The following is an 18,604-nucleotide window of genomic DNA, read 5'->3' as shown; positions in this document are numbered from 1 at the left end:
GTCTAGGCCGCCGGTGTGGCCGTGCTCTGCCGGACGACCAGGCTCGTCGCCAGTTCGAGCCGCGTCGTCACCGGTTCCCGCACCCGTAGCCGCATGAGCATCTGCACCGCTTCCTCGGCCATCTGCCGCAGCGGCTGGTGCACCGTCGTGAGGGCGGGGCTCGACCACTGGGCCAGGGGCACGTCGTCGTAGCCGACCACGGACAGGTCCTCGGGGACGCGCAGTCCGCGCAGGCGCGCGGCCTCCAGGGTGCCGAGCGCCTGGAGGTCGCTGCCGGCGAAGATCGCGGTCGGCGGTTCGGGCAGGTCGAGCAGGTCCTCCGCGCGCTCGCGGCCGCCCTCGACGTGGAAGTCGCCGTACCGTACGAGATCGGGGTCGGCCGGGAGTCCGGCCATGCTCATCGCCGAGCGGTAGCCGTCGAGGCGGGCCAGCGAGCAGAGCATGTCGCCCGGGCCCGTGATGATGCCGATCCGCCGGTGCCCGAGTTCGATCAGGTGGCGGGTGGCGACCAGGCCGCCGTTCCAGTTGGCCGAGCCGACCGAGGGCACGTCGGGGTCGGGGTCCCCGGCCGGGTCGATGATGACGAACGGGATGGAGCGCGAGCGCAGCCGCTGCTTGACCTCGGTGGGCAGCGCCGAGAAGACCAGGACCACGCCGCGCGGCCGGCGCTGCAGCACGCCCTCGATCCACTCGGGGCCCGGCGCCTGGCGCGTGCCGCTCTCGGTCAGCACCACGCTGGCCTGATGGGCCTTGGCGACCTTCTCCACGCCCCGGATCAGCTCGAGCGCCCAGACGCTCTCCAGTTCGTGGAAGACCAGCTCGATGAGCGGTGCCTCGCGGGCGGCCCGGGTCGTGCGCCGGTAGGCGTGCTCCTCGAGAAGGCGCTCCACCCGGACACGGGTCTGCCCCGCGACGTCCTGGCGCCCGTTGAGCACTTTCGAAACTGTCGAAATGGAGACCCCCGCCTCCTGGGCCACCTGCGCCAGGGTGATGCGGCCCAGCTCCTCGTCATCTCGCATGTTGAGGAGCATAAGGCACCACCAAGTACCCCCGCCTCGTAACGCTTTGGTAACTCGGCGACTCGGGGTTGACCCCTACCTGGGCTCCACCTAGCGTCCCGGCCTATGAACTTTCGGTACCTGGACCGAAAGAGTTTCGAGAGGCGAGACCATGACTGCACGCGCACGGTTGCCCAGATCTGTCGCCGCCGGCGGGGCGGCACTGACCCTGCTGATCACCCTCGCCGGCTGCGGCGGCTCCGACTCGGCCGGCGGTGACGACGGGAAGATCCACGTCCTGGTGTACGGGGACTCGGCGAACAAGGTGGAGAAGCAGCTGATCGCCGACTTCAACAAGAAGTCGAAGGTCAAGGCGGTCCTGGACACCATCCCGGGCGCCGATTACCAGGCCAAGCTGCAGACCATCATCAGCAGCAAGCAGGCCCCGGACGTCTTCTACAACTGGGGCGGCGGCAGCATCAAACCGTTCGTCGACGCGGGTCTGCTGCTTCCCCTGGACGACTTCATCGCCAAGGACCCGGGGCTGAAGTCGAACTTCCTGCCGTCCGTGTTCAACAGCGCCCTGGTCGACGGAAAGCCGTACGGCGTCCCGATGCGCGGCACCCAGCCGGTGCTGCTCTTCCACAACAAGAAGGTCCTCGACAAGGCGGGTGTCGAGCCGCCCACGACGTGGAACGAGCTGCTGGCCGCGGTCAAGGCGCTCAAGTCCGAGGGCGTCACGCCGATCGCGCTCGGCGGCGGCGACCGGTGGCCGACCCTCATGTGGTTCGAGTACCTCTACGACCGGATCGCCGGCCCCGACCTGTTCCAGAAGGCGGTCAAGGGTGACAAGGCGGTCTGGGAGAGCGCCGACAGCAAGAAGGCGCTCGGCATGATCCGGGAGCTGGTCGACGCCGGGGCGTTCGGCTCCAACTACGACTCCGTGAAGTTCACCGACCAGGGCTCGCCGACCCTGCTGGCCACCGGCAAGGCCGGGTTCGAGCTGATGGGCTCGTGGGAGTACTCGACCCAGCAGGAGGCACACCCGGACTTCGCGAAGAAGGACTTCGGGTACACCGCGTTCCCGACGGTCACGGGCGGCAAGGGCGACCCGGGCGACCTCGTCGGCAACACCAACAACTTCTACTCCGTCCTCAAGAAGACGAAGAACCCGGACGCCGTCGCGGAGTTCCTGAAGATGCAGTACTCGGACACGTTCGTGAAGGCGCATCTGGGCATCGGCAACCTGCCCACCACGACGAACACGGCCGACCACCTCGACGAGGCCGCGAGCCCCGACTACGCGAAGTTCCAGTACGACCTGGTGAAGAAGGCCCCCGCCTTCCAGCTGTCGTGGGACCAGGCCTACCCGCAGTCCGCGGCGACCTCCATGTACCAGGCCGTCCAGCAGTTCTTCAACGGCCAGCTGGACGAGGACGGCTTCGTCAAGGCGATGCAGGCCCTGCCGACGTCATGACCGACACGCACATTCGCGCCTCCGCGAGCGGAGTGGGCCGTCCCGGCGTCGGCTGGGCGGTCCCCGCCGCGCTCTTCTTCGGCCTCTTCGCCCTCGTACCGCTGCTCCTGGTCGCCGTCCTGTCGTTCGCCAGCTGGAACGGACTGACGGACCCGGAGTTCGTCGGCCTCGACAACTGGCGCAAGATCTTCGCCGATCCCGTGATGCTCGAGAGCCTGTGGCTGAGCGTCCTGCTGACCGTGCTCGGTGTCGCCGTTCAGACGCCGCTCAGTCTGCTTCTCGGCGTCTGGGCCGCCGGGCACCAGCGCAACCGGGCCGTTCTGTCCGCGATCTACTTCGTGCCCCTGCTGCTTTCGGCGGCCGCCGTGTCCGTCCTGTGGCGCGCCGTCCTCGACCCGAACTTCGGCGTACCGGCCCAGGCCACGTGGCTGTTCGGCGACGGCAACCTCTTCGGGCACCAGTCCACCGCGATCGGCGTCCTCGTCTTCGTCAGCACCTGGCAGTTCACCCCGCTGCACACGCTGATCTACCAGGGCGCCGCCCGCGCCATACCGCCGGTCCTCTACCAGGCGGCGCAGATCGACGGCGCGGGCACGGTGCGCCAGTTCTTCCACATCACCCTGCCGCAGCTGCGCAACAGCATCATCACCTCGGGAATCCTGATGGTGGTGGGCGGCCTCACCACGTTCGACACGGTCCTCATCCTCACCCAGGGCGGACCCGGCACGGACACCACCATCAGCGCGTACTACATGTACCAAAAGGCGTTCAAGAGCTTCGACTACGGTTCGGCCTCCGCGGTCGGTCTCCTCCTGGTCCTGGTCGCCACGATCGTCTCGCTCGTCATGGTGCGGCTGTCCGGCTACGACAAGATGCGCAGCCAGATGGAGGGCCTGTGAGCAACACCAGGACGGGGAGCGCCGCCCGCCGCCGGGAGCGGCCCAACTACCTAGCCGGACTCGGCTCGCTGGTCTGGCTGTTCCTGGTCGGACTGCCGCTGTACGTGATGCTGGTGGCCACGTTCCAGTCGCGCTCCGACTACGGCGGCAACGGACCGCTGTCCCTGCCGCGCCACTTCACGCTCGACAACTACATCAACAACTTCAACAGCGGTTTCGGGCAGTACTTCCTCAACACCCTCCTCGTCACGGTCTGCGTGGTCGGCATCGTCCTGCTGCTCGTGCCGCCGCTCTCCTACGCCATCGTGCGCGGCAGCGGCCGGCTCACCGGCGGGGTCTTCCGGCTGTTCCTGCTGGGCCTCGCGATCCCCGCGCAGGCCGTCATCGTGCCGATGTTCTACGTGATCAGCGAGGCGGGCCTATACGACCACCTCATCGGTGTCATCCTGCCGACGGCCGCCTTCGCCATGCCCGTGTGCACCCTCATCCTGACCGGGGCCATGCGCGACATCACGCCCGAGCTGTACGAGGCGATGACGATGGACGGCGCGTCACCGTGGCGGATCTTCTTCCGCCTCGTACTGCCGCTGTCCCGCAGCGGTCTGTCGACCATCACCGTGTACTCCGCGCTCCAGGCGTGGAACGGCTTCCTCTTCCCGCTGGTCCTCACGCAGTCCGCGGACTCCAAGGTCATCACCATGGGTCTCTACGACTTCCAGACCGAACACGGCGTCGACATCCCGGGCCTGCTCTCCGCGGTCGTGCTGTCCATGCTCCCCATCCTGATCGTCTACCTGTTCGCCCGTCGCGCCCTGGTCCAGGGGCTGATGGGAGTCGGAGGAAAGTGACCGACCACATGAGCACCACCCCGTTGTGGCGCGACCCGACCGCCACGCCCGCGGACCGGGCCGAAGCGCTGCTCGCCGAGATGTCCCTCGAGGAGAAGATCGCCCAGCTCTTCGGTGTCTGGGTGGGGGCCTCCGCCGAGGGCGGTGACGTCGCCCCGTACCAGCACGACATGGAGGAGGCCGTCGACCTCGACGAGCTGCTCCCGCACGGGCTCGGCCAGCTGACCCGGCCGTTCGGGACCGCGCCCGTGGACCCGGCCCTCGGCGCCCTCTCCCTGGCCCGCACGCAACGCCGCATCGCCGCGGCGAACCGGTTCGGCATCCCCGCCCTCGCGCACGAGGAGTGCCTGGCCGGGTTCGCCGCCTGGGGCGCCACCGCGTATCCGGTGCCCCTGTCCTGGGGCGCCACGTTCGACCCCGCCCTGGTCCGCGAGATGGCCGCGGCGATCGGCCACGACCTGCGCGCGGTCGGCGTCCACCAGGGACTCGCCCCGGTCCTCGACGTCGTACGCGACGCACGCTGGGGCCGGGTCGAGGAGACGATCGGCGAGGACCCCTACCTCGTCGGCACGGTCGCCACCGCCTACATCCAGGGTCTGGAGTCCGCCGGGGTCGTCGCCACGCTCAAACACTTCGCCGGATACTCCGCGTCCCGGGCCGGACGCAACCTCGCCCCGGTCTCCATGGGGCCGCGCGAGTTCGCGGACGTGGTGCTCGCCCCGTTCGAGATGGCGGTGCGGGAGAGCGGCGTACGGTCCGTGATGCACGCCTACACGGACACCGACGGCATCCCGTCCGCCGCCGACGAACAGCTCCTGACCGGACTGCTCCGCGACACGTGGGGCTTCGCGGGAACCGTGGTCGCCGACTACTTCGGCATCGCGTTCCTCCAGACGCTGCACGGGGTGGCCGGTTCGCCCGGCGAAGCGGCCGGTGCCGCGCTCGCGGCCGGCGTGGACGTGGAGCTGCCCACGGTGAAAACTTTCGGTGAGCCGCTGCGCAAGGCGATCGCCGACGGGATCGTGCCGGAGCATCTGGTGGACCGCGCCGCCCGCCGGGTCCTCGCGCAGAAGGCCGAGCTGGGCCTGCTGGACCCGGACTGGGACCCGGCGCCCGCCGCCCTCGCGGGCATCGACCCCGAGCGGGCGCGGGGCACGGTCGACCTGGACCCCGCGGGCAACCGCGACCTGGCCCGCCGCGTCGCCGAGGAGTCCGTGGTGCTCCTGGCCAACGACGGCACGCTCCCCCTCGCACCGAACCCGCCCACCCGCGTCGCCGTCATCGGCCCGCTCGCGGACGTACCGACGGCCGTCCTCGGCTGCTACTCCTTCCCCGTCCACGTCGGCAGCCGCACGCCCGACACCCCGCTCGGCATCGAACTGCCCACGCTGCGCGAGGCGTTGGCGGCGGAGTTCCCCGGCAGCGAGATCGTCACGGCGCGCGGGCTCGACGAGGTGGACGCGGAGCGCGGCGACGGTTTCGCCGCGGCCGTCGAGCTGGCCCGCGACGCCGATGTGGTCATCGCCGCGCTCGGCGACCGGGCCGGCCTGTTCGGCCGTGGCACCAGCGGCGAAGGCTGCGACGCCGCGTCCCTCGATCTGCCCGGCGCCCAGCAGGAGCTGCTCGACGCACTCCTGGACACGGGGACGCCCGTCGTCCTGACGCTGCTCGCCGGCCGCCCCTACGCCCTGGGCCGGGCGACGAGCGAGACGGCGGCCATCGTGCAGACCTTCTTCCCCGGCGAGGAGGGCACGCGTGCGCTGGCCGGCGTACTCAGCGGTCGCGTGCGTCCGTCGGGGCGGCTGCCGGTCGGCGTGCCGCGGCAGGCCGGAGCGCAGCCCGCGACCTATCTCGCGGCGCGCCTCGGGCACGCCTCCGAGGTGTCGAACCTCGATCCGGGCCCGGAGTTCGGTTTCGGGCACGGTCTGGCCTATACGACGTTCTCGTGGAGCGACCTCGAGGTGGCCGAGCAAGTGGCGTCCACCGACGGCGAGTTCGAGGTCGCCTGCACGGTCCGCAACACCGGGTCGCGGCCCGGTACCGAGATCGTGCAGCTCTATCTGCACGATCCGGTCGCCTCGGTGGTGCAGCCCGTCCAGCGGCTCATCGGCTATGTGCGCCTCGCCGAACTGGCGCCGGGCGAGGCGGTCCGGGTCCGGGCGCGGGTCCCGGCCGAGCTGGCCTCGTTCACCGGGCGTGCGGGCCGGCGGATCGTCGAACCCGGCGACCTGGAGCTGCGCCTCGGCGCGTCGAGCACCCGCCCGCTGCTGACCGCGCACGTCACGCTCACCGGGGCCGTCCGCGAGGTCGACCACGAACGCCGGCTGCACGCGCGGGTGACGACGGAGCCGGTAGCGGTACCGGACGCCTGATCCGAGCCGTGGGTCCGGTCGCCATGCCGTTGGTTCGGCCGCTGCGCCGTAGGTCCGGCCGCCGGTCAGGGGCGGCCGGACCTACGAAAGTGTTTCGCGGTCACGGCGTCGAGGGCTTCGCGCCGGCCTCGGTGTCCTCGACGAGCCGGGCCAGGTTCTCCAGGGCCATGCGGGTGCCCGTCTCGTTGTCGGCGGCGGACACCACGTCCGGGACGCCCTCGTGCACGAGGAGGACATCGGTGCCGCCGTCGGCCGGGGCGAGCGTGGTGGTGATCGTCATCGTGCCGCGCAGGGCGGGGTCGTCGGTCTCGAACGCGAACTCCTCGACGACCCGCTCGTCGGGGACCAGCCGGACGAATCGGCCTTGGTACGTGTCGGTGTGCGCGCCGGATTTACCGGTGGCCGTGGGCGAGTCGTAGGTGAGCGAGACACGGAACCTGCCGCCCTCGCGCGCCTCGAACTCGTGGACCCGGCCCCGCATCCCGGCCGGCACCCGCCACCGGGCGACCGCGTCGGCGTCGAGGAGTGCGCGGCAGACGGCGCCGGGCGAGGAGTTCACGTGCTGGGACATCCGCGTCTCATACATGGCGCCACGCTAGCCTCCGGCCCGCCGGGCGTCGTGTCAGTAGCGTTCGGCGGTGCCCAGGTACTGCTCGGCGAAGGCGGCCGCGGCGTTCGGCGAGGTGAACAGGCGGCGCAGCCTGGCGAGGGTGGTGCCCGTGCGGAACGGGTCGCCGGTAGCGGGCCCGTGGTAGACCTCGGAGAGCCACTGCGAGAACTCCTGGTAGTCCCACACCCGGCGCAAGGAGGCTTGCGAATACTCAGCCAACTTCGTTTCGCCGTCCGGGAGTTCATGGAGGCGGGCGGTGAGGGCGTCGCCGAGGAGGAAGGCGTCGTGCAGGGCGAGGTTCATGCCCTTGGCGGCGATCGGGGCGACCAGGTGGGCGGCGTCTCCGGCCAGGAACAGCCGCCCGTGCCGCATCGGTTCGACGACGTAGTCATGCATGTCCAGGACCCGCTTCTCGATGATCGGGCCTTCCGTCAGCGGCGCGGCGCCGGTCGCCGCGAGACGCCGGTGCAGCTGCTCCCACACCCGGTCGTGCGACCAACTGTCCGGGTCGTCGCCGGGCGGGCACTGGAGGTAGTAGCGGGTGACGTCCGGGCTGCGGGGCATGTGTCCGGCGAACCCGTCGGGGTGAATGCCGAACAGGACGCAGTCCGCGGACGGCGGCGCCTCGGCGAGCAGCGCCAGCCAGCCGATGCCGTAGTCGTGCCGGGCGACACGGACGCGGTCGGCGGGCAGCGCGGCCCGCCCGGCCCCGCGTGCTCCGTCGCACCCCGCTATGAAGTCGCAGTTCAGCACCTGCCGTTGCCCGGAGTCGGGGCAGGTGTAGGTGACCGACGGGTGATCCGTCTCCACGTCGTGCAGCTGTACGTCGCGGACGGCGAACCGGATGTCCCCGCCGCGCACGTCGGCATACTCGTGCACCAGGTCGGCCACCAGGAGCGGTTGCGGGTACACGTAGTGGTGACGACCCGTCAGCTCGGCGTAGTCGAACCGGTGTTGCTCCCCCTCGAAGCGGAACTCGCACGCGGTGTGCCGTCCGGCGCGCGCGAGCAGGTTGGCCGCGAGACCCCGCTGTTCGAGGCCGCGCACGGCCCACTCCTCGATGACGCCGGCACGCGGACGCCGTTCGATGAACGCACGGGTCTCGCATTCCAGGACCACACAGCCGATCCCCGCGGCCCGGAGGACATTGCCCACGGTGAGCCCGGCCGGACCGGCACCGACGATCACGACCGGAACGCGGCTCATGGAGGAGGAGTTGGGGTACTGGGGGGAGGTCACGCGGCCATTATGACGACGCCCGCCGCCGGGTCCACAGCGGGGCGGAGCCGGATCGGAAGCGGGTCCGCGGGGGTCAGGGCACGAGGATGCGCTCGTACCGGCTCACCCACGTGACGGGGCCGTCTCCCTCGCGCTGTCCGGGGGCGCCGCCCACCGTCACGTCCCCGCGGTGCACGAAACCCCTCTCCTCGTAATAGGTGCGCAGTCTCCCGTTGGACCGCACGCAGTCCAGCCGCAGCGCCGTCGCTCCGTCGGCCCGCGCGGTCCGTGCGGCCCAGTCGAGGATCACGGCGCCCAGGCCCGGGACCCGGCGGCGCACCGCCATCCGGTGCACGTACGCGGCGGCGCCCGCCGTGTCGGCCCACAGGGCATCCGACCGGTCCAGCGTGACGGTCCCCGCAATCCTGCCCTCCACCGTGACCAGCCAGGTCTCGCCCCGCGTGACGGCGTCGGCGACCCACTCCGCCTCGAACCGGTCCGGCCACTGGTCGATGCCCCGGGCGCGCAGCCATCCCGCGGCCTCGTCGAGGACACCCAGTACGTCATCCGTCTGCTCGGCGGTCGCACGCCGGAAGGACGTCCCGCGCATCGACGCGATCTCCTCGCCCCTCACCGGCGCAGCCAGACGCGGAGCGGGCCGATCGGGGTGAAGCCCTGGGCGCAGGCGGCTGTCAGTGCGTCGCCGTGTTCGTACCCGACCAGGGGGACGTCCGGGAACAGGGCGTGGGCCGCGTCCAGGACGACGGGCCAGGCCGCCGTGAGGTCACCGGATTTCGCGAAGACGTTGGATATCCCGATCACGCCGTCACCCGGGCTGGCCACGGCGCCGGCCACGACGCTGCCCCGGGCGTCACGCCCGGCCACCAGCAACACCTCGGGCTCCGCGAGCAGTCCGGGCCGGAAGAGGTGTGCGTCGTCCTCGTCTCCGGCGCAGCAGGCGAGCGCCCAGGTCCGCAGTGCGGCGGGGTCCCGCATGGCGTCCCAGGCCGATTCGGGTTCCCGAGTGGGCGGGCCTGCGGGGCGGTGGATCCATTGGGCGTCGAACAGTACGGTGAAGCCGTGCCGGGTGAGGTCGAGGTCGGCGAAGCTGTCCTTCACGGTGGCGCCGGGCGCCGTCGTGTCGATCCGGGCGATCAGCGCCGAGGCGTCCGCGTGCGGCGTCAGGGTCACGGCGTCGGGATAGTAGAGCGGTGTGCGCCTCGGTGCTGTCCACGCCTGCGGCCCGAACTCGCCCTCCACTCCGTGCGAGCGGCTCATCGCGGCGCACCAGCGGGCGTTGTTGTACGCGGCGGCGCGGACCGCGTCCGGATTCGGCATCGTCATGGGTGTCGATCATGTCGCGGTCCGGGGCCGCGGCGCGACCCCTTTTCCCGTCGACGACACGACGCACCGGCCCTCACGGCGCATCGCCCTGCCACGCGAGACGGCGCCCGTCGGCGTCCACGGGCCCGTAGAGCGCCCGGCCTCCCGAACCGAACGCGCCCAGTTCGGTCAGGAGTGCGACGACGCCGCGCGCCTCCTCGGCCGGCCGGTCGGTGACGTCCAGGAGCAGCCCGTCCAGCGGCCCGCCCAGCAACTGTGCGTAGGTACGCCCGAGCCGCGGTCCCGCGTCCTCGTGGTCCGCGCCGTACACCCTTCCCCGCATGAACTCCTCCTCGTCCATGCCCTCCACCCTCGCAGCCGCCACTGACAATCGGCCGCGCCCGCCGGGGATGCGGGGCCCGCGCGGTCTCGTCCGCAGCAGTCCCCGGCGTTGCACAGCCGCCTCGCGGAGAGCGGCCTCTACGTTGACCCGGTGCCTCATCGCTTCCGCTTTTTCCTGTCCACGGCCGCGCTCACCACGGTGCTGGCTTCGGTGTCCGTCCTGCCGGCGGGCCCCGCCCCGGCCCACGCCGCACAGGGCCCCGCGCCCCGCTTCACCTACCAGGTCAGTGGTGTCACGGCCGCTCAGCTCGGTCGTACGTGGCATCCCGGCTGCCCTGTGGGGCCGGGCCGTCTCCGGTTGGTCCGGCTCGACCACTGGGGGTTCGACGGCCGGGTGCGGCGCGGCGAGATCGTCGTGCACGAGCGGGTGGTGCGTGACGTGGTGTACGTGTTCGGCAAGGCGTTCGCGGCGCGGTTCCCCGTCCGCCGGATGCGGACCATGGCGGCGTACAAGGGCAGCGACCCTGCCGCGATGGCCGACGACAACACCTCCGCGTTCAACTGCCGTGGGGTGACGGGCGATCCGGGTGTGCTCTCGCAGCACTCCTACGGTGACGCCGTCGACATCAACACCCTGGAGAACCCGTACGTGGATGTGCACGGCCGGGTGCATCCGGCGGCGGGGGCCAAGTTCCTCGACCGGCGCCGCCGCGATCCGGGCATGCTGCGCGCCGGCGACGCGGTGACCACGGCGATGCGGCATGTCGGCTGGCCGTGGGGCGCACGCTGGTCGAACCCGGACTATCAGCACTTCTCGGCGAACGGCCGCTGAGAAGTGCGTGGCCGGACCCTCAGGGCCGGTGGACCGTCTCCGCGCCCTCCAGTGGCGCCCGCTCCAGGAACGCCACCGCCTCCGGTACCCGGGTCCGCATGCGGGCCAGGGCCGCGGCGGTGAGGGTGCGGCACGCCGTGTCGCGTTCGGCGAGGACCTGCCGGGCGAGCCGGGCGGGGAAGTCGGCGGGGGTGAGGGCCGCGCCGGGCCCCGCCGACCAGGTCCGCAGCGGGGAGACCGCTCCGGCGGCGTCGGCGCAGACGGCGAGGCGGCCCGACTCGACGTACCAGAGGACGATGCGGTCGCCCAGCCGGGCGGCGGCCGGGGGCTCGACGCTCTCCCCCGCGGCCAGGTGCAGCGTGTCGAAGGCCTCGGCGAGGGCGGGGCGCAGCCGCTCGTCGGCGCGGCCGAACAGGTCGCAGACGGACAGGGGGACGGGGGCGTCGGGGTCGAGTCCGACCGAGGTGAGCAGGTCGTCCTCGCAGGTCTCCAGGGCGCGGCCGAGGTCGGGGAACTCGTCGGCGGGGCGGCTCAGCGCCTGTCGCGCGTCCGGGTCGGCGAGCACCATGCGCGCGCCGCGCCCGCGCAGATCCGTGCCGAGGGCGCGCAGCAGATCGGCGGCGACGGGTTCGACGCGGCCGACACGCGTCAGGTCCAGTACGAACCAGCCGGTGTCCGGGGCGAGTTCGTGGGCGACGCGCAGGGTCTGCTCGGCGGTCGCGAAGTCCAGGTCGCCCTGGAGCACATGGACGCGGATCCGGTCCGGGTGCGCCTCCAGGGCGGCGCGCTGGGCTCGCGGGCGGTGCCGCAGGGAACGCAGCGGGGTGCCGTGCAGGGAGCGCGGGGGCAGCGGGCGGCGCTGCGGGTCGACGGCCCGCATCAGGTGCAGCCCGAACTGGTCGGACAGGAGGTGGCAGGCGGCGATGCCGCGCACGCTGTTGCCCTTCTCCTCCAGGGGCGGGCTGAAGACGCCGATGCCGAACTGTCCCGGCAGGGCGACGCCGATCGCGCCGGACACACCGCTCTTGGCGGGCATGCCGACCTTGAGCATCCACTGCCCCGACGCGTCGTACATGCCGCAGGTCGCCATGACGGCGAGGACGTGCTGGGCGTGGCGCGGGGCGACGACGCGCCGGCCCGTGACGGGGTTGACGCCGCCGCCGGCCAGGGTCGCGTGCATGACGGCGAGGTCGTCGCAGGTGACAAGGACGGAGCACTGCCGGAAGTAGACGCCGAGCTGTTCCTCCACGTCACCGGTGAGCCAGCCCGCGTTGTGCATGAGGTAGGCGAGGGCGCGGTTGCGGTCGCCGGTCGCGCGCTCGGAGGCGTAGACCGCTTCGTCGATGTCGAGGGGGCGGCCGGCGAAGGCGGCGAGGCCGTCGAGGATGCGGGTGGAGCGGGCCTCGGGGGTGTCTCCGGCGACGAGTGAACTGGTCACGATGGCACCGGCGTTGACCATCGGGTTGGGCGGCCGTCCGGTGCCGGGTTCCAGGCGGATGGAGTTGAAGGCCTCGCCGCTGGGCTCGGCGCCGACCCGCGCGAGGACCTCGGGCAGACCCCGGTCGGCGAGGGCAAGCGCGAACACGAACGGCTTGGAGACGGACTGCACCGTGAACGGCACCCTGGTGTCACCGCTGCCGTAGACCTGCCCGTCCAGGGCGCACAGGGACAGCCCGAACAGATCGGGGTCGACGCGGCTCAGCTCGGGGATGTACGAGGCGGGCTCACCGTCGTCGAGGTCGCGCAGCCGCACACGCACCCGGTCGAGGAGAGCGGTGAGGGGATCGGCCGGGGAACGCTGCTCGTGTCGCACTTGGCCATCGAAACCCATCGGGGGGCGCGGTGCACCCGCTGGCGAAATATCTTGGACGGGGCGGGCGCGCAGTGCAGACTCCCCGCATGAGCGAGAGTGAACAGAGCGAGAGTGAACAGAAAAAAGACCTGCTCTTCTATCTGCAGCAGGCCCGCGACGCCCTGCTGTGGAAGCTGGAGGGGCTGTCGGAGTACGACGTCCGCCGCCCGCTGACGCCGACCGGCACGAACCTGCTGGGCCTGGTCAAGCATGTGACAGCGGTGGAGCTGGGCTATCTGTGCGTCACGTTCGGCAGGCCGCACGACGTGCCGTTGGGCGATCCGGAGGAGGACTCGTACGCCACCGCCGACGAGACGCGCGAGCTGATCGTGGAGCGCTACCGGCGGGCCTGGACCCACGCCGACACCTCGGTCCGCGAGGTCGCTCCGGACACGGTCGGCACGGTGCCGTGGTGGCAGGAGGGCCGCAATGAGGTGACGTTCCACCACGCCTTGGTCCGGGTGCTCGGTGAGACCCAGCGGCACGCCGGGCACGCCGACATCCTGCGCGAGGGTCTGGACGGGGCAGCGGGGTGGCGCGAGGACAACGACAGCCTGCCCTCGCACGATCCGGCGTACTGGCGGGAGTACCACGACCGGCTCCAGCACCTGGCCGAGCAGGCCATGGAGAAGTAGGGGCGGCGGGCCGGGTCAGGCTTCGCGGTGGCGGAGCAGCAGCATCGCCGCGTCGTCGTGCAGCGGCCCCGTCGCGTGGTCCACGAGGTCGGTGCGCAGCCGCTCGATGGCCGCCTCGGCGTCGGGGTCCTTGAGCAGGGCGACGCGCTCCGCCAGCGGGTAGAAGTCGCCGGCCCCGTCCCGTGCCTCGCTGACCCCGTCCGTGTACAGCAGGATCTGGTCGCCGGGCGCGAAGGAGACGGTGTACGGGTCCGGCTGCTCCCCGCCGACCGTGCTCAGGCCGAGCGGCAGCGCGTACTCGGGCGGCTCGGGGAACAGGGTGCTGCCGTCGGCGCGCACGATCAGCGGCGCCGGGTGCCCGAAGTTGAGGAACGTCACTTCACGGCCGCCCGCGGGCACCTCGACGAGCAGCGCGCTGACGAACTTCTCGCCCTCGAGTTCCCGGTCGACGGAGCGGGCCAGCCTGCGGCCGAGGCCCGCCAGTTCGGGTTCGTCGTGAGCGGCTTCGCGGAAGGCGCCGAGGACGAGCGCCGCGGTCTCCACGGCCTCCAGGCCCTTGCCCTGTACGTCCCCGATGAGGGCGCGCGTGCTGCCGTCGGCGACCACGACCTCGTACAGGTCGCCGCCGATCCGTGCCTGGGCGACGGCCGAGGTGTAGGAGACCGCCACGCGCAGTTCGCCGGCGACGCGCGGCACGGGCCGCAGCAGCACGCGCTGGGCGACCTCCGCGATGGAGCGGACGCTGGCCAGTTCGGCGTCGCGGCGCTCCCGTGACGCCACGGCGAGCAGGCCCGCCGCGGTGACGCCGATGACGCTCATCACCGCGATGTAGACGCGGCGCGTGCCAAGGGCGCCGTCCGACGCCGCCAGCAGGAGGCACAGGAGCACGGCGAGGGCGCCGATCCGGGCGGTGCGTCGTTTGGTGCCGACCAGGCCCGCGAACGCCGGGCCGAGCGACATCAGGGGCATCAGGCCGAACCCCGTCGGCGTGGCCAGTTCGAAGACGACCACGAGCGCCATCACGCCGTAGGGCAGGGCGGGCAGCACCCACCCGTCACGGCCCGTCGCCCCGCTCATTCGCCCTCCGCCCGGACGTCTCGTCAGTCGGTTCCGTCGGTTCCGTCGGTTCATGAGCGTATGCGTGTTTTCTTGGTGCCTCATGAGATTGACGCGATGTCGTTACCCGATCGCAGTCCGTGGCGCCGCCCCGAGCCCGTGCTGCGCCGTGAGCCGCACGGGTGCGTTCTGTGCTCCGTACCCGCGGTAGCCGCTGACGCGCTGGGTCAGTTCGAAGAAGACGCGGCCCAGGGTGTGCGTGTAGCAGTGCCGGAAGGCGCCGTGGCTGTCGTGGTCGTAGAGGATGTCGAGTTCCTGGTACGTCTCCAGCTCGCCCGGCGCGAACTCGAAGCGGGCCGCCAGGTCGTCGTAGTAGTTGGCCGGCATGGGCAGCACGTGTCCGCCGGCGGCGCGGAAGCGGCGGGCGGCCGCGACGATGTCGTCGGTGGCGAGGGCGATGTGCTGGGCGCGGGCGTGCTCGTCGCCCGGGGCGGGGCCGACGGCGAGGGCGATACGGACGGCGCCTTCGGAGCTGGTGAAGGCGCGGCTGCGGAGCAGGCCGTAGGGGTCGGCGACGTCGACGCTCTGCAGGGCGTCGAGGCCGAGGACACCGCGGTGGAACAGGGCGGCCTCGTCGAACTGGTGCCAGGGCTGGCTGAGTGCGAGGTGGTCGAAGCCCAGGATGCGGGCGTTTTCCTCGGCCTGTTCAGCGGTGGGCGCGAAGTCGGTGGTCCAGCTGGGCAGTGGGGGCCGGTCGGTGGCGCAGAAGAAGAGTTCGGTGCCGTCGGGGGCGGCGACGGCGTCGAGCAGGACGTCCCCGGTGGAGCGGCGGCGCGGCAGCACGGGAGCGAGCAGCGCCTCGGCGCGGCGGGCGGCGGCCGCGGGGTCGGGGGGCTCCAGGCCCACGGCGGCCAGGACGGTGCCGTCGCGGCGGGCGCCGGGCCCGGTGTTGAGCAGGACGCGGGCGGCGCCCTGCTCCCACAGGTCGACGGGTTTGCCGCGGTGGCGTCCGGTGCGGGTGAAGCCGAGCGCGGTCAGCAGGGCGGCGGCGGGTTCGACGTCGGGCGTGACGAGTTCGGCGAACGCGATCCCCGTGGGCGCCGCGGCGGGTGGCAACTCGCCCTCGCCGACGGTCTCCTGGAGGACGAGGAGGGAACGCAGGGCGTCGACGGCGGTGGGCCCGGCCTCGGCCTGACGGAACACGTCGTTGAACACTTCCAGGGAGAGCGGCCCCGCGTAGCCGGTGCGCAGCACCTGCCGCAGCAGTCCCGCCACGTCGAGGTCGCCCTGACCGGGGAAGCAGCGGTAGTGGCGGCTCCACTGCAGGACGTCCATGGCGAGCAGGGGCGCGTCGGCGAGCTGGAGGTAGAAGACCTTGTCGCCGGGGATGTCGGCGATGCCTTCGAGGTCCTTGGGGGCGCGGCTGCGGGAGAGGATGTGGAAGCTGTCGAGGCAGGTGCCGAGCGCGGGATGGTCGGCGGCCTCGACGATGCGCCAGGCATGGTCGTACGTGTTGACGTAGCGGCCCCATGCCAGCGCCTCGTAGGCGATGCGGATGCCGAAGTCGGCGGCTCGTTCGGCGAGTTGCCGTAGTTGCCGGGCGGCGAGGGCGTCGTCGTCCACCGCGTCCGGGGAGACGCTGGAGCAGACGAGGACGGTGTCGGCGCCCAGGCGTTGCGCCACCCGGAACTTGTGCTCGGCGCGGCGCAGGTTGCGGGCGAAGACGTCCTCGGGCACGGCCTCTAGGTCGCGCAGCGGCTGGTACAGGTCGATGCGCAGGCCCAGGTCGGCGCAGAGGCCCCGGATCTCCTCGGGGGTGAGAGGGCTGGCGAGCAGGTCGTTCTCGAAGATCTCGACGCCGTCGAACCCGGCCCGGGCGGCGGCGGTGAGCTTCTCGGTGAGCGACCCGCTGAGCGAGACGGTGGCGATGGAGGTACGCACGGCGGACTCCTGCGGATTGGGGGACAGGGGGTGGGCTCGACGGGAGGGGCGCGGCCGGCCGGCGGCCGCCACGGGCACGACGGGAGGGGCACGGTCAGCCGCTACCCGCCACGGCTCGACGGAGGCGTGGTCAACCGCTGCCCGCCACGGGCTCGACAGGGAGGCGTGGTCAACCGCTGCCCGCCACAGGCTCGACAGGGAGGCACGGTCGGCCGGCGCCCACCAAGCACTCGACATGGGGGCACGGTCGGCCGGCGCCCGCCACGGGCTCGACAGGGAGGTGCGACCAGCCGGCGCCCGCCACGGGCTCGACATGGGGGCACGGTCAGCCGGCGCCCACCAAGCACTCGACAAGGGGGCACGGGTCAGCCGGTGCCCGACGTCGCGCCCGAGGGCCGCAGCGCGCCGCCCGGCAGTGTGAGTGCGGCGAAATGGTCGAGCATGCGTCCGGCGTCCGGCTCGCGCCCCGTGAAGAGCCGGAACGCGTCGACCGCCTGGAAGACCGCCATGCCGCCGCCGTCGAGCACGGCGCAGCCGAGCGCGCGGGCGGTGCGCACGAGCTCCGTCTCCAGCGGCCGGTAGACGACCTCGGCGACCCACAGTGCGGGGTGCAACAGGGCGGCGGGGAAGGGCAGTCCGGGGTGCGCGGCCATGCCGGTCGGGGTGGCGTGCACGATGCCGTCGGCGTCGGCGAGCAGTGCGGGGAGCGCGTCTGGCGCCGCGGCGGCGGCCCGACCGGCGCCGAAGTGCTCGGCGAGGGAGGCGGCCAGCGCGACGGCCCGCTCGGGCGCCGCGTCGACGAGGGTGACGCGGCTCGCGCCGAGGGTGAGCACGGCGTGCGCGACGGCGGCGCCCGCTCCCCCGGCGCCGAGCTGCACCACGCGGTCCATACGGGCGTCGGGCAGGCCGCGCGCGAAGGAGGCGGCGAAACCGGTGACGTCGGTGTTGTGGCCGGTGGCGCGGCCGTCCGCGATCACCACGGTGTTGACGGCGCCGAGCGCCTCGGCCCCCGGGGAGAGGGCGTCGAGGTGCTCGATGACGAGCTGCTTGCAGGGGTGCGTGATGTTCAGCCCGTCGAAGCCGAGGTCGCGGGCGGCGCGCAGCAGCTCTCCCACGCGGTCGGGCCGCAGGCCGAGGGTGTCGATGTCGAGCAGACGGTAGAGATAGCGCAGGCCCTGCCGGTCGGCCTCGCGCTCGTGCAGGGCGGGGGTGAGCGAGGGGCCGATCCCGGCTCCGATCAGACCGACGAGATACGAGTCCTGGGGCACGTGCGACCTCCTGGCCGGGTGGCACCACCCGACGCTAATGTACGAACTGGTTCGTTACTCATATCAAGCGGAGCGCCCCCGAGGGAAGGCCCGTACCCGGAACGGCTGCCGGTCCTGCTTCTACAATCACTCCACAGGCCCGCCGTCCGCCCGCCCGAAGGATCCTGATGACCACTGTCGAAGAACCGGCGCGACGCGAGGGCCGCATCCGTGACGCGGCCCGCACGAAGGCCGAGATCCTCAAGGTCGCCACCGAGGAGTTCGCCCGCGCCGGGTACACGGGAGCGCGCGTGGACGAGATCGCCGCCCGCACCCGCACCACGAAGCGGATGATCTATTACTACTTCGGCGGCAAGGAGCAGCTGTTCACGGCCGTCCTGGAGCGTTCGTACGCGGTGATCCGGCAGGCCGAGGGCGATCTGGACGTCGGGCACCTCGACCCGGTGGCGGCGATCCGCCGGCTCGCCGAGCTGACCTTCGACCACCACGAGGCCCATCCGGACTTCATACGGCTCGTGAGCATCGAGAACATCCACGACGCCGAGCACATCGCCGCCTCCGAGACGCTCAGCTCCCTGAACTCGCCCGCCATCGACGTGATCCGGCGGATCCTGGAGGCGGGCCGGGAGCAGGGCCTCTTCACGGCCGAGGTGGACGCCGTGGACCTGCACGCGATGATCAGTTCGTTCTGCTTCTTCCGGGTCTCCAACCGGCACACGTTCGGGGCCCTGTTCGGCCGCGATCTGACGGCGGACGACCGGCGCGAGCACTACCGCACCATGCTCGGCGACATGGTCATCGCCTATCTGACGGCGGAGCGCCCGGCAGCCTAGGCCCGGGCGCCACCTCGGCACACATCACCTCGGCGCGACCTCTTGACAGGCGGGAAACACCGGCGCAACATCCGTAGCCACCCGCTACTAACTATCCAGT

17 protein-coding genes are annotated in these 18,604 nt (G+C 72.0%); 7 read left to right on the top strand and 10 right to left on the bottom strand.

Going from position 1 to position 18,604, the window contains the following annotated elements; translation table 11 throughout:
- Positions 1 to 2: 2 nt before the first annotated feature.
- Positions 3 to 1,031: a LacI family DNA-binding transcriptional regulator gene (locus ABD366_RS12845; RefSeq protein WP_324774196.1), complete on the bottom strand. Its 1,029-nt coding sequence runs from the start codon at positions 1,029 to 1,031 to the stop codon at positions 3 to 5.
- Between the two features lie 139 nt (positions 1,032 to 1,170).
- Between ABD366_RS12845 and ABD366_RS12840 the strand changes: the two genes are divergently transcribed.
- From ABD366_RS12840 to ABD366_RS12825, 4 genes are read left to right on the top strand one after another with little or no spacing between them, the layout of a single operon-like run.
- A complete protein-coding gene (locus ABD366_RS12840) occupies positions 1,171 to 2,475 on the top strand; it encodes an ABC transporter substrate-binding protein (protein ID WP_324774194.1) in 1,305 nt (434 codons plus the stop codon).
- Positions 2,472 to 3,374, top strand: coding sequence for a carbohydrate ABC transporter permease (locus tag ABD366_RS12835; RefSeq protein ID WP_324774192.1), 903 nt, complete (start codon positions 2,472 to 2,474; stop codon positions 3,372 to 3,374). Before ABD366_RS12840 ends, ABD366_RS12835 begins: the two co-directional genes overlap by 4 nt.
- Positions 3,371 to 4,222 (top strand): carbohydrate ABC transporter permease, encoded by an 852-nt coding sequence (locus ABD366_RS12830; protein WP_324774190.1) that lies wholly within the window; start codon positions 3,371 to 3,373, stop codon positions 4,220 to 4,222. Before ABD366_RS12835 ends, ABD366_RS12830 begins: the two co-directional genes overlap by 4 nt.
- An 8-nt stretch (positions 4,223 to 4,230) precedes the next feature.
- A complete protein-coding gene (locus tag ABD366_RS12825; RefSeq protein ID WP_324774188.1) occupies positions 4,231 to 6,594 on the top strand; it encodes a beta-xylosidase/alpha-l-arabinosidase in 2,364 nt (787 codons plus the stop codon).
- A 100-nt stretch (positions 6,595 to 6,694) separates the two neighbouring features.
- Here the strand turns inward: ABD366_RS12825 and ABD366_RS12820 are convergent, their stop codons facing one another.
- The 5 genes from ABD366_RS12820 to ABD366_RS12800 all read right to left on the bottom strand — a co-directional run bounded on the left by ABD366_RS12820 (position 6,695) and on the right by ABD366_RS12800 (position 10,106).
- Positions 6,695 to 7,180: an SRPBCC family protein gene (locus ABD366_RS12820; protein WP_324774186.1), complete on the bottom strand. Its 486-nt coding sequence runs from the start codon at positions 7,178 to 7,180 to the stop codon at positions 6,695 to 6,697.
- Between the two features lie 36 nt (positions 7,181 to 7,216).
- The gene (locus ABD366_RS12815) at positions 7,217 to 8,410 is read right to left on the bottom strand and encodes a 4-hydroxybenzoate 3-monooxygenase (RefSeq protein ID WP_324774233.1); all 1,194 of its coding nucleotides are present in this window, start codon (positions 8,408 to 8,410) and stop codon (positions 7,217 to 7,219) included.
- 106 nt (positions 8,411 to 8,516) lie between these two features.
- Positions 8,517 to 9,032 (bottom strand): GNAT family N-acetyltransferase, encoded by a 516-nt coding sequence (locus ABD366_RS12810; RefSeq protein WP_324774184.1) that lies wholly within the window; start codon positions 9,030 to 9,032, stop codon positions 8,517 to 8,519.
- A 20-nt stretch (positions 9,033 to 9,052) separates the two neighbouring features.
- Positions 9,053 to 9,766, bottom strand: coding sequence for a hypothetical protein (locus ABD366_RS12805; protein ID WP_324774182.1), 714 nt, complete (start codon positions 9,764 to 9,766; stop codon positions 9,053 to 9,055).
- A gap of 73 nt (positions 9,767 to 9,839) precedes the next feature.
- Positions 9,840 to 10,106, bottom strand: a complete 267-nt coding sequence (locus tag ABD366_RS12800) for a hypothetical protein (protein WP_324774180.1) — start codon at positions 10,104 to 10,106, stop codon at positions 9,840 to 9,842.
- 132 nt (positions 10,107 to 10,238) lie between these two features.
- Here ABD366_RS12800 and ABD366_RS12795 point away from each other — a divergent pair, with 132 nt between their 5' ends.
- Positions 10,239 to 10,919, top strand: a complete 681-nt coding sequence (locus ABD366_RS12795) for a M15 family metallopeptidase (protein ID WP_324774178.1) — start codon at positions 10,239 to 10,241, stop codon at positions 10,917 to 10,919.
- 19 nt (positions 10,920 to 10,938) lie between these two features.
- On the opposite strand, the gene glsA is transcribed toward ABD366_RS12795, so the two are convergent.
- Complete coding sequence (glsA, locus tag ABD366_RS12790) at positions 10,939 to 12,732, bottom strand: glutaminase A (protein ID WP_324774176.1); 1,794 nt, start codon at positions 12,730 to 12,732, stop codon at positions 10,939 to 10,941.
- Between the two features lie 86 nt (positions 12,733 to 12,818).
- Between glsA and ABD366_RS12785 the strand changes: the two genes are divergently transcribed.
- Positions 12,819 to 13,406 carry a DinB family protein gene (locus ABD366_RS12785; RefSeq protein ID WP_324774174.1) on the top strand — a complete coding sequence of 196 codons (588 nt, stop codon included), beginning with the start codon at positions 12,819 to 12,821 and terminating at the stop codon, positions 13,404 to 13,406.
- 15 nt (positions 13,407 to 13,421) lie between these two features.
- Here the strand turns inward: ABD366_RS12785 and ABD366_RS12780 are convergent, their stop codons facing one another.
- From ABD366_RS12780 to ABD366_RS12770, 3 genes are all read right to left on the bottom strand, one after another.
- Entirely contained in the window at positions 13,422 to 14,483 is a 1,062-nt protein-coding gene (locus tag ABD366_RS12780; protein WP_324774172.1) for a PP2C family protein-serine/threonine phosphatase, read from the bottom strand.
- 102 nt (positions 14,484 to 14,585) lie between these two features.
- Entirely contained in the window at positions 14,586 to 16,403 is a 1,818-nt protein-coding gene (locus tag ABD366_RS12775; RefSeq protein WP_324774170.1) for a sugar phosphate isomerase/epimerase and 4-hydroxyphenylpyruvate domain-containing protein, read from the bottom strand.
- 365 nt (positions 16,404 to 16,768) lie between these two features.
- Entirely contained in the window at positions 16,769 to 17,671 is a 903-nt protein-coding gene (locus ABD366_RS12770) for a shikimate dehydrogenase (protein WP_344441703.1), read from the bottom strand.
- Between the two features lie 167 nt (positions 17,672 to 17,838).
- Here ABD366_RS12770 and ABD366_RS12765 point away from each other — a divergent pair, with 167 nt between their 5' ends.
- A complete protein-coding gene (locus ABD366_RS12765; protein ID WP_324769898.1) occupies positions 17,839 to 18,504 on the top strand; it encodes a TetR/AcrR family transcriptional regulator in 666 nt (221 codons plus the stop codon).
- Positions 18,505 to 18,604: the final 100 nt, after the last annotated feature.

It is taken from the genome of Streptomyces kunmingensis, assembly GCF_039533535.1.
GTDB lineage: Bacteria > Actinomycetota > Actinomycetes > Streptomycetales > Streptomycetaceae > Streptomyces > Streptomyces kunmingensis.
Note: the sequence above shows the minus strand (reverse complement) of the source record. Positions and strands in the feature narration are given on the sequence as shown.

Excerpts from the sequence above, each read along its gene's own strand:
- ABD366_RS12845 (WP_324774196.1), bottom strand. The coding sequence starts at position 1,031 with ATGCTCCTCAACATGCGAGATGACGAGGAGCTGGGCCGCATCACCCTG.
- ABD366_RS12840 (WP_324774194.1), top strand. The coding sequence starts at position 1,171 with ATGACTGCACGCGCACGGTTGCCCAGATCTGTCGCCGCCGGCGGGGCG.
- ABD366_RS12825 (WP_324774188.1), top strand. The coding sequence starts at position 4,231 with ATGAGCACCACCCCGTTGTGGCGCGACCCGACCGCCACGCCCGCGGAC.
- ABD366_RS12800 (WP_324774180.1), bottom strand. The coding sequence starts at position 10,106 with ATGGACGAGGAGGAGTTCATGCGGGGAAGGGTGTACGGCGCGGACCAC.
- ABD366_RS12820 (WP_324774186.1), bottom strand. The coding sequence starts at position 7,180 with ATGTATGAGACGCGGATGTCCCAGCACGTGAACTCCTCGCCCGGCGCC.
- ABD366_RS12785 (WP_324774174.1), top strand. The coding sequence starts at position 12,819 with ATGAGCGAGAGTGAACAGAGCGAGAGTGAACAGAAAAAAGACCTGCTC.
- ABD366_RS12810 (WP_324774184.1), bottom strand. The coding sequence starts at position 9,032 with ATGCGCGGGACGTCCTTCCGGCGTGCGACCGCCGAGCAGACGGATGAC.
- ABD366_RS12765 (WP_324769898.1), top strand. The coding sequence starts at position 17,839 with ATGACCACTGTCGAAGAACCGGCGCGACGCGAGGGCCGCATCCGTGAC.
- ABD366_RS12835 (WP_324774192.1), top strand. The coding sequence starts at position 2,472 with ATGACCGACACGCACATTCGCGCCTCCGCGAGCGGAGTGGGCCGTCCC.
- ABD366_RS12805 (WP_324774182.1), bottom strand. The coding sequence starts at position 9,766 with ATGACGATGCCGAATCCGGACGCGGTCCGCGCCGCCGCGTACAACAAC.
- ABD366_RS12780 (WP_324774172.1), bottom strand. The coding sequence starts at position 14,483 with ATGAGCGGGGCGACGGGCCGTGACGGGTGGGTGCTGCCCGCCCTGCCC.
- ABD366_RS12815 (WP_324774233.1), bottom strand. The coding sequence starts at position 8,410 with ATGAGCCGCGTTCCGGTCGTGATCGTCGGTGCCGGTCCGGCCGGGCTC.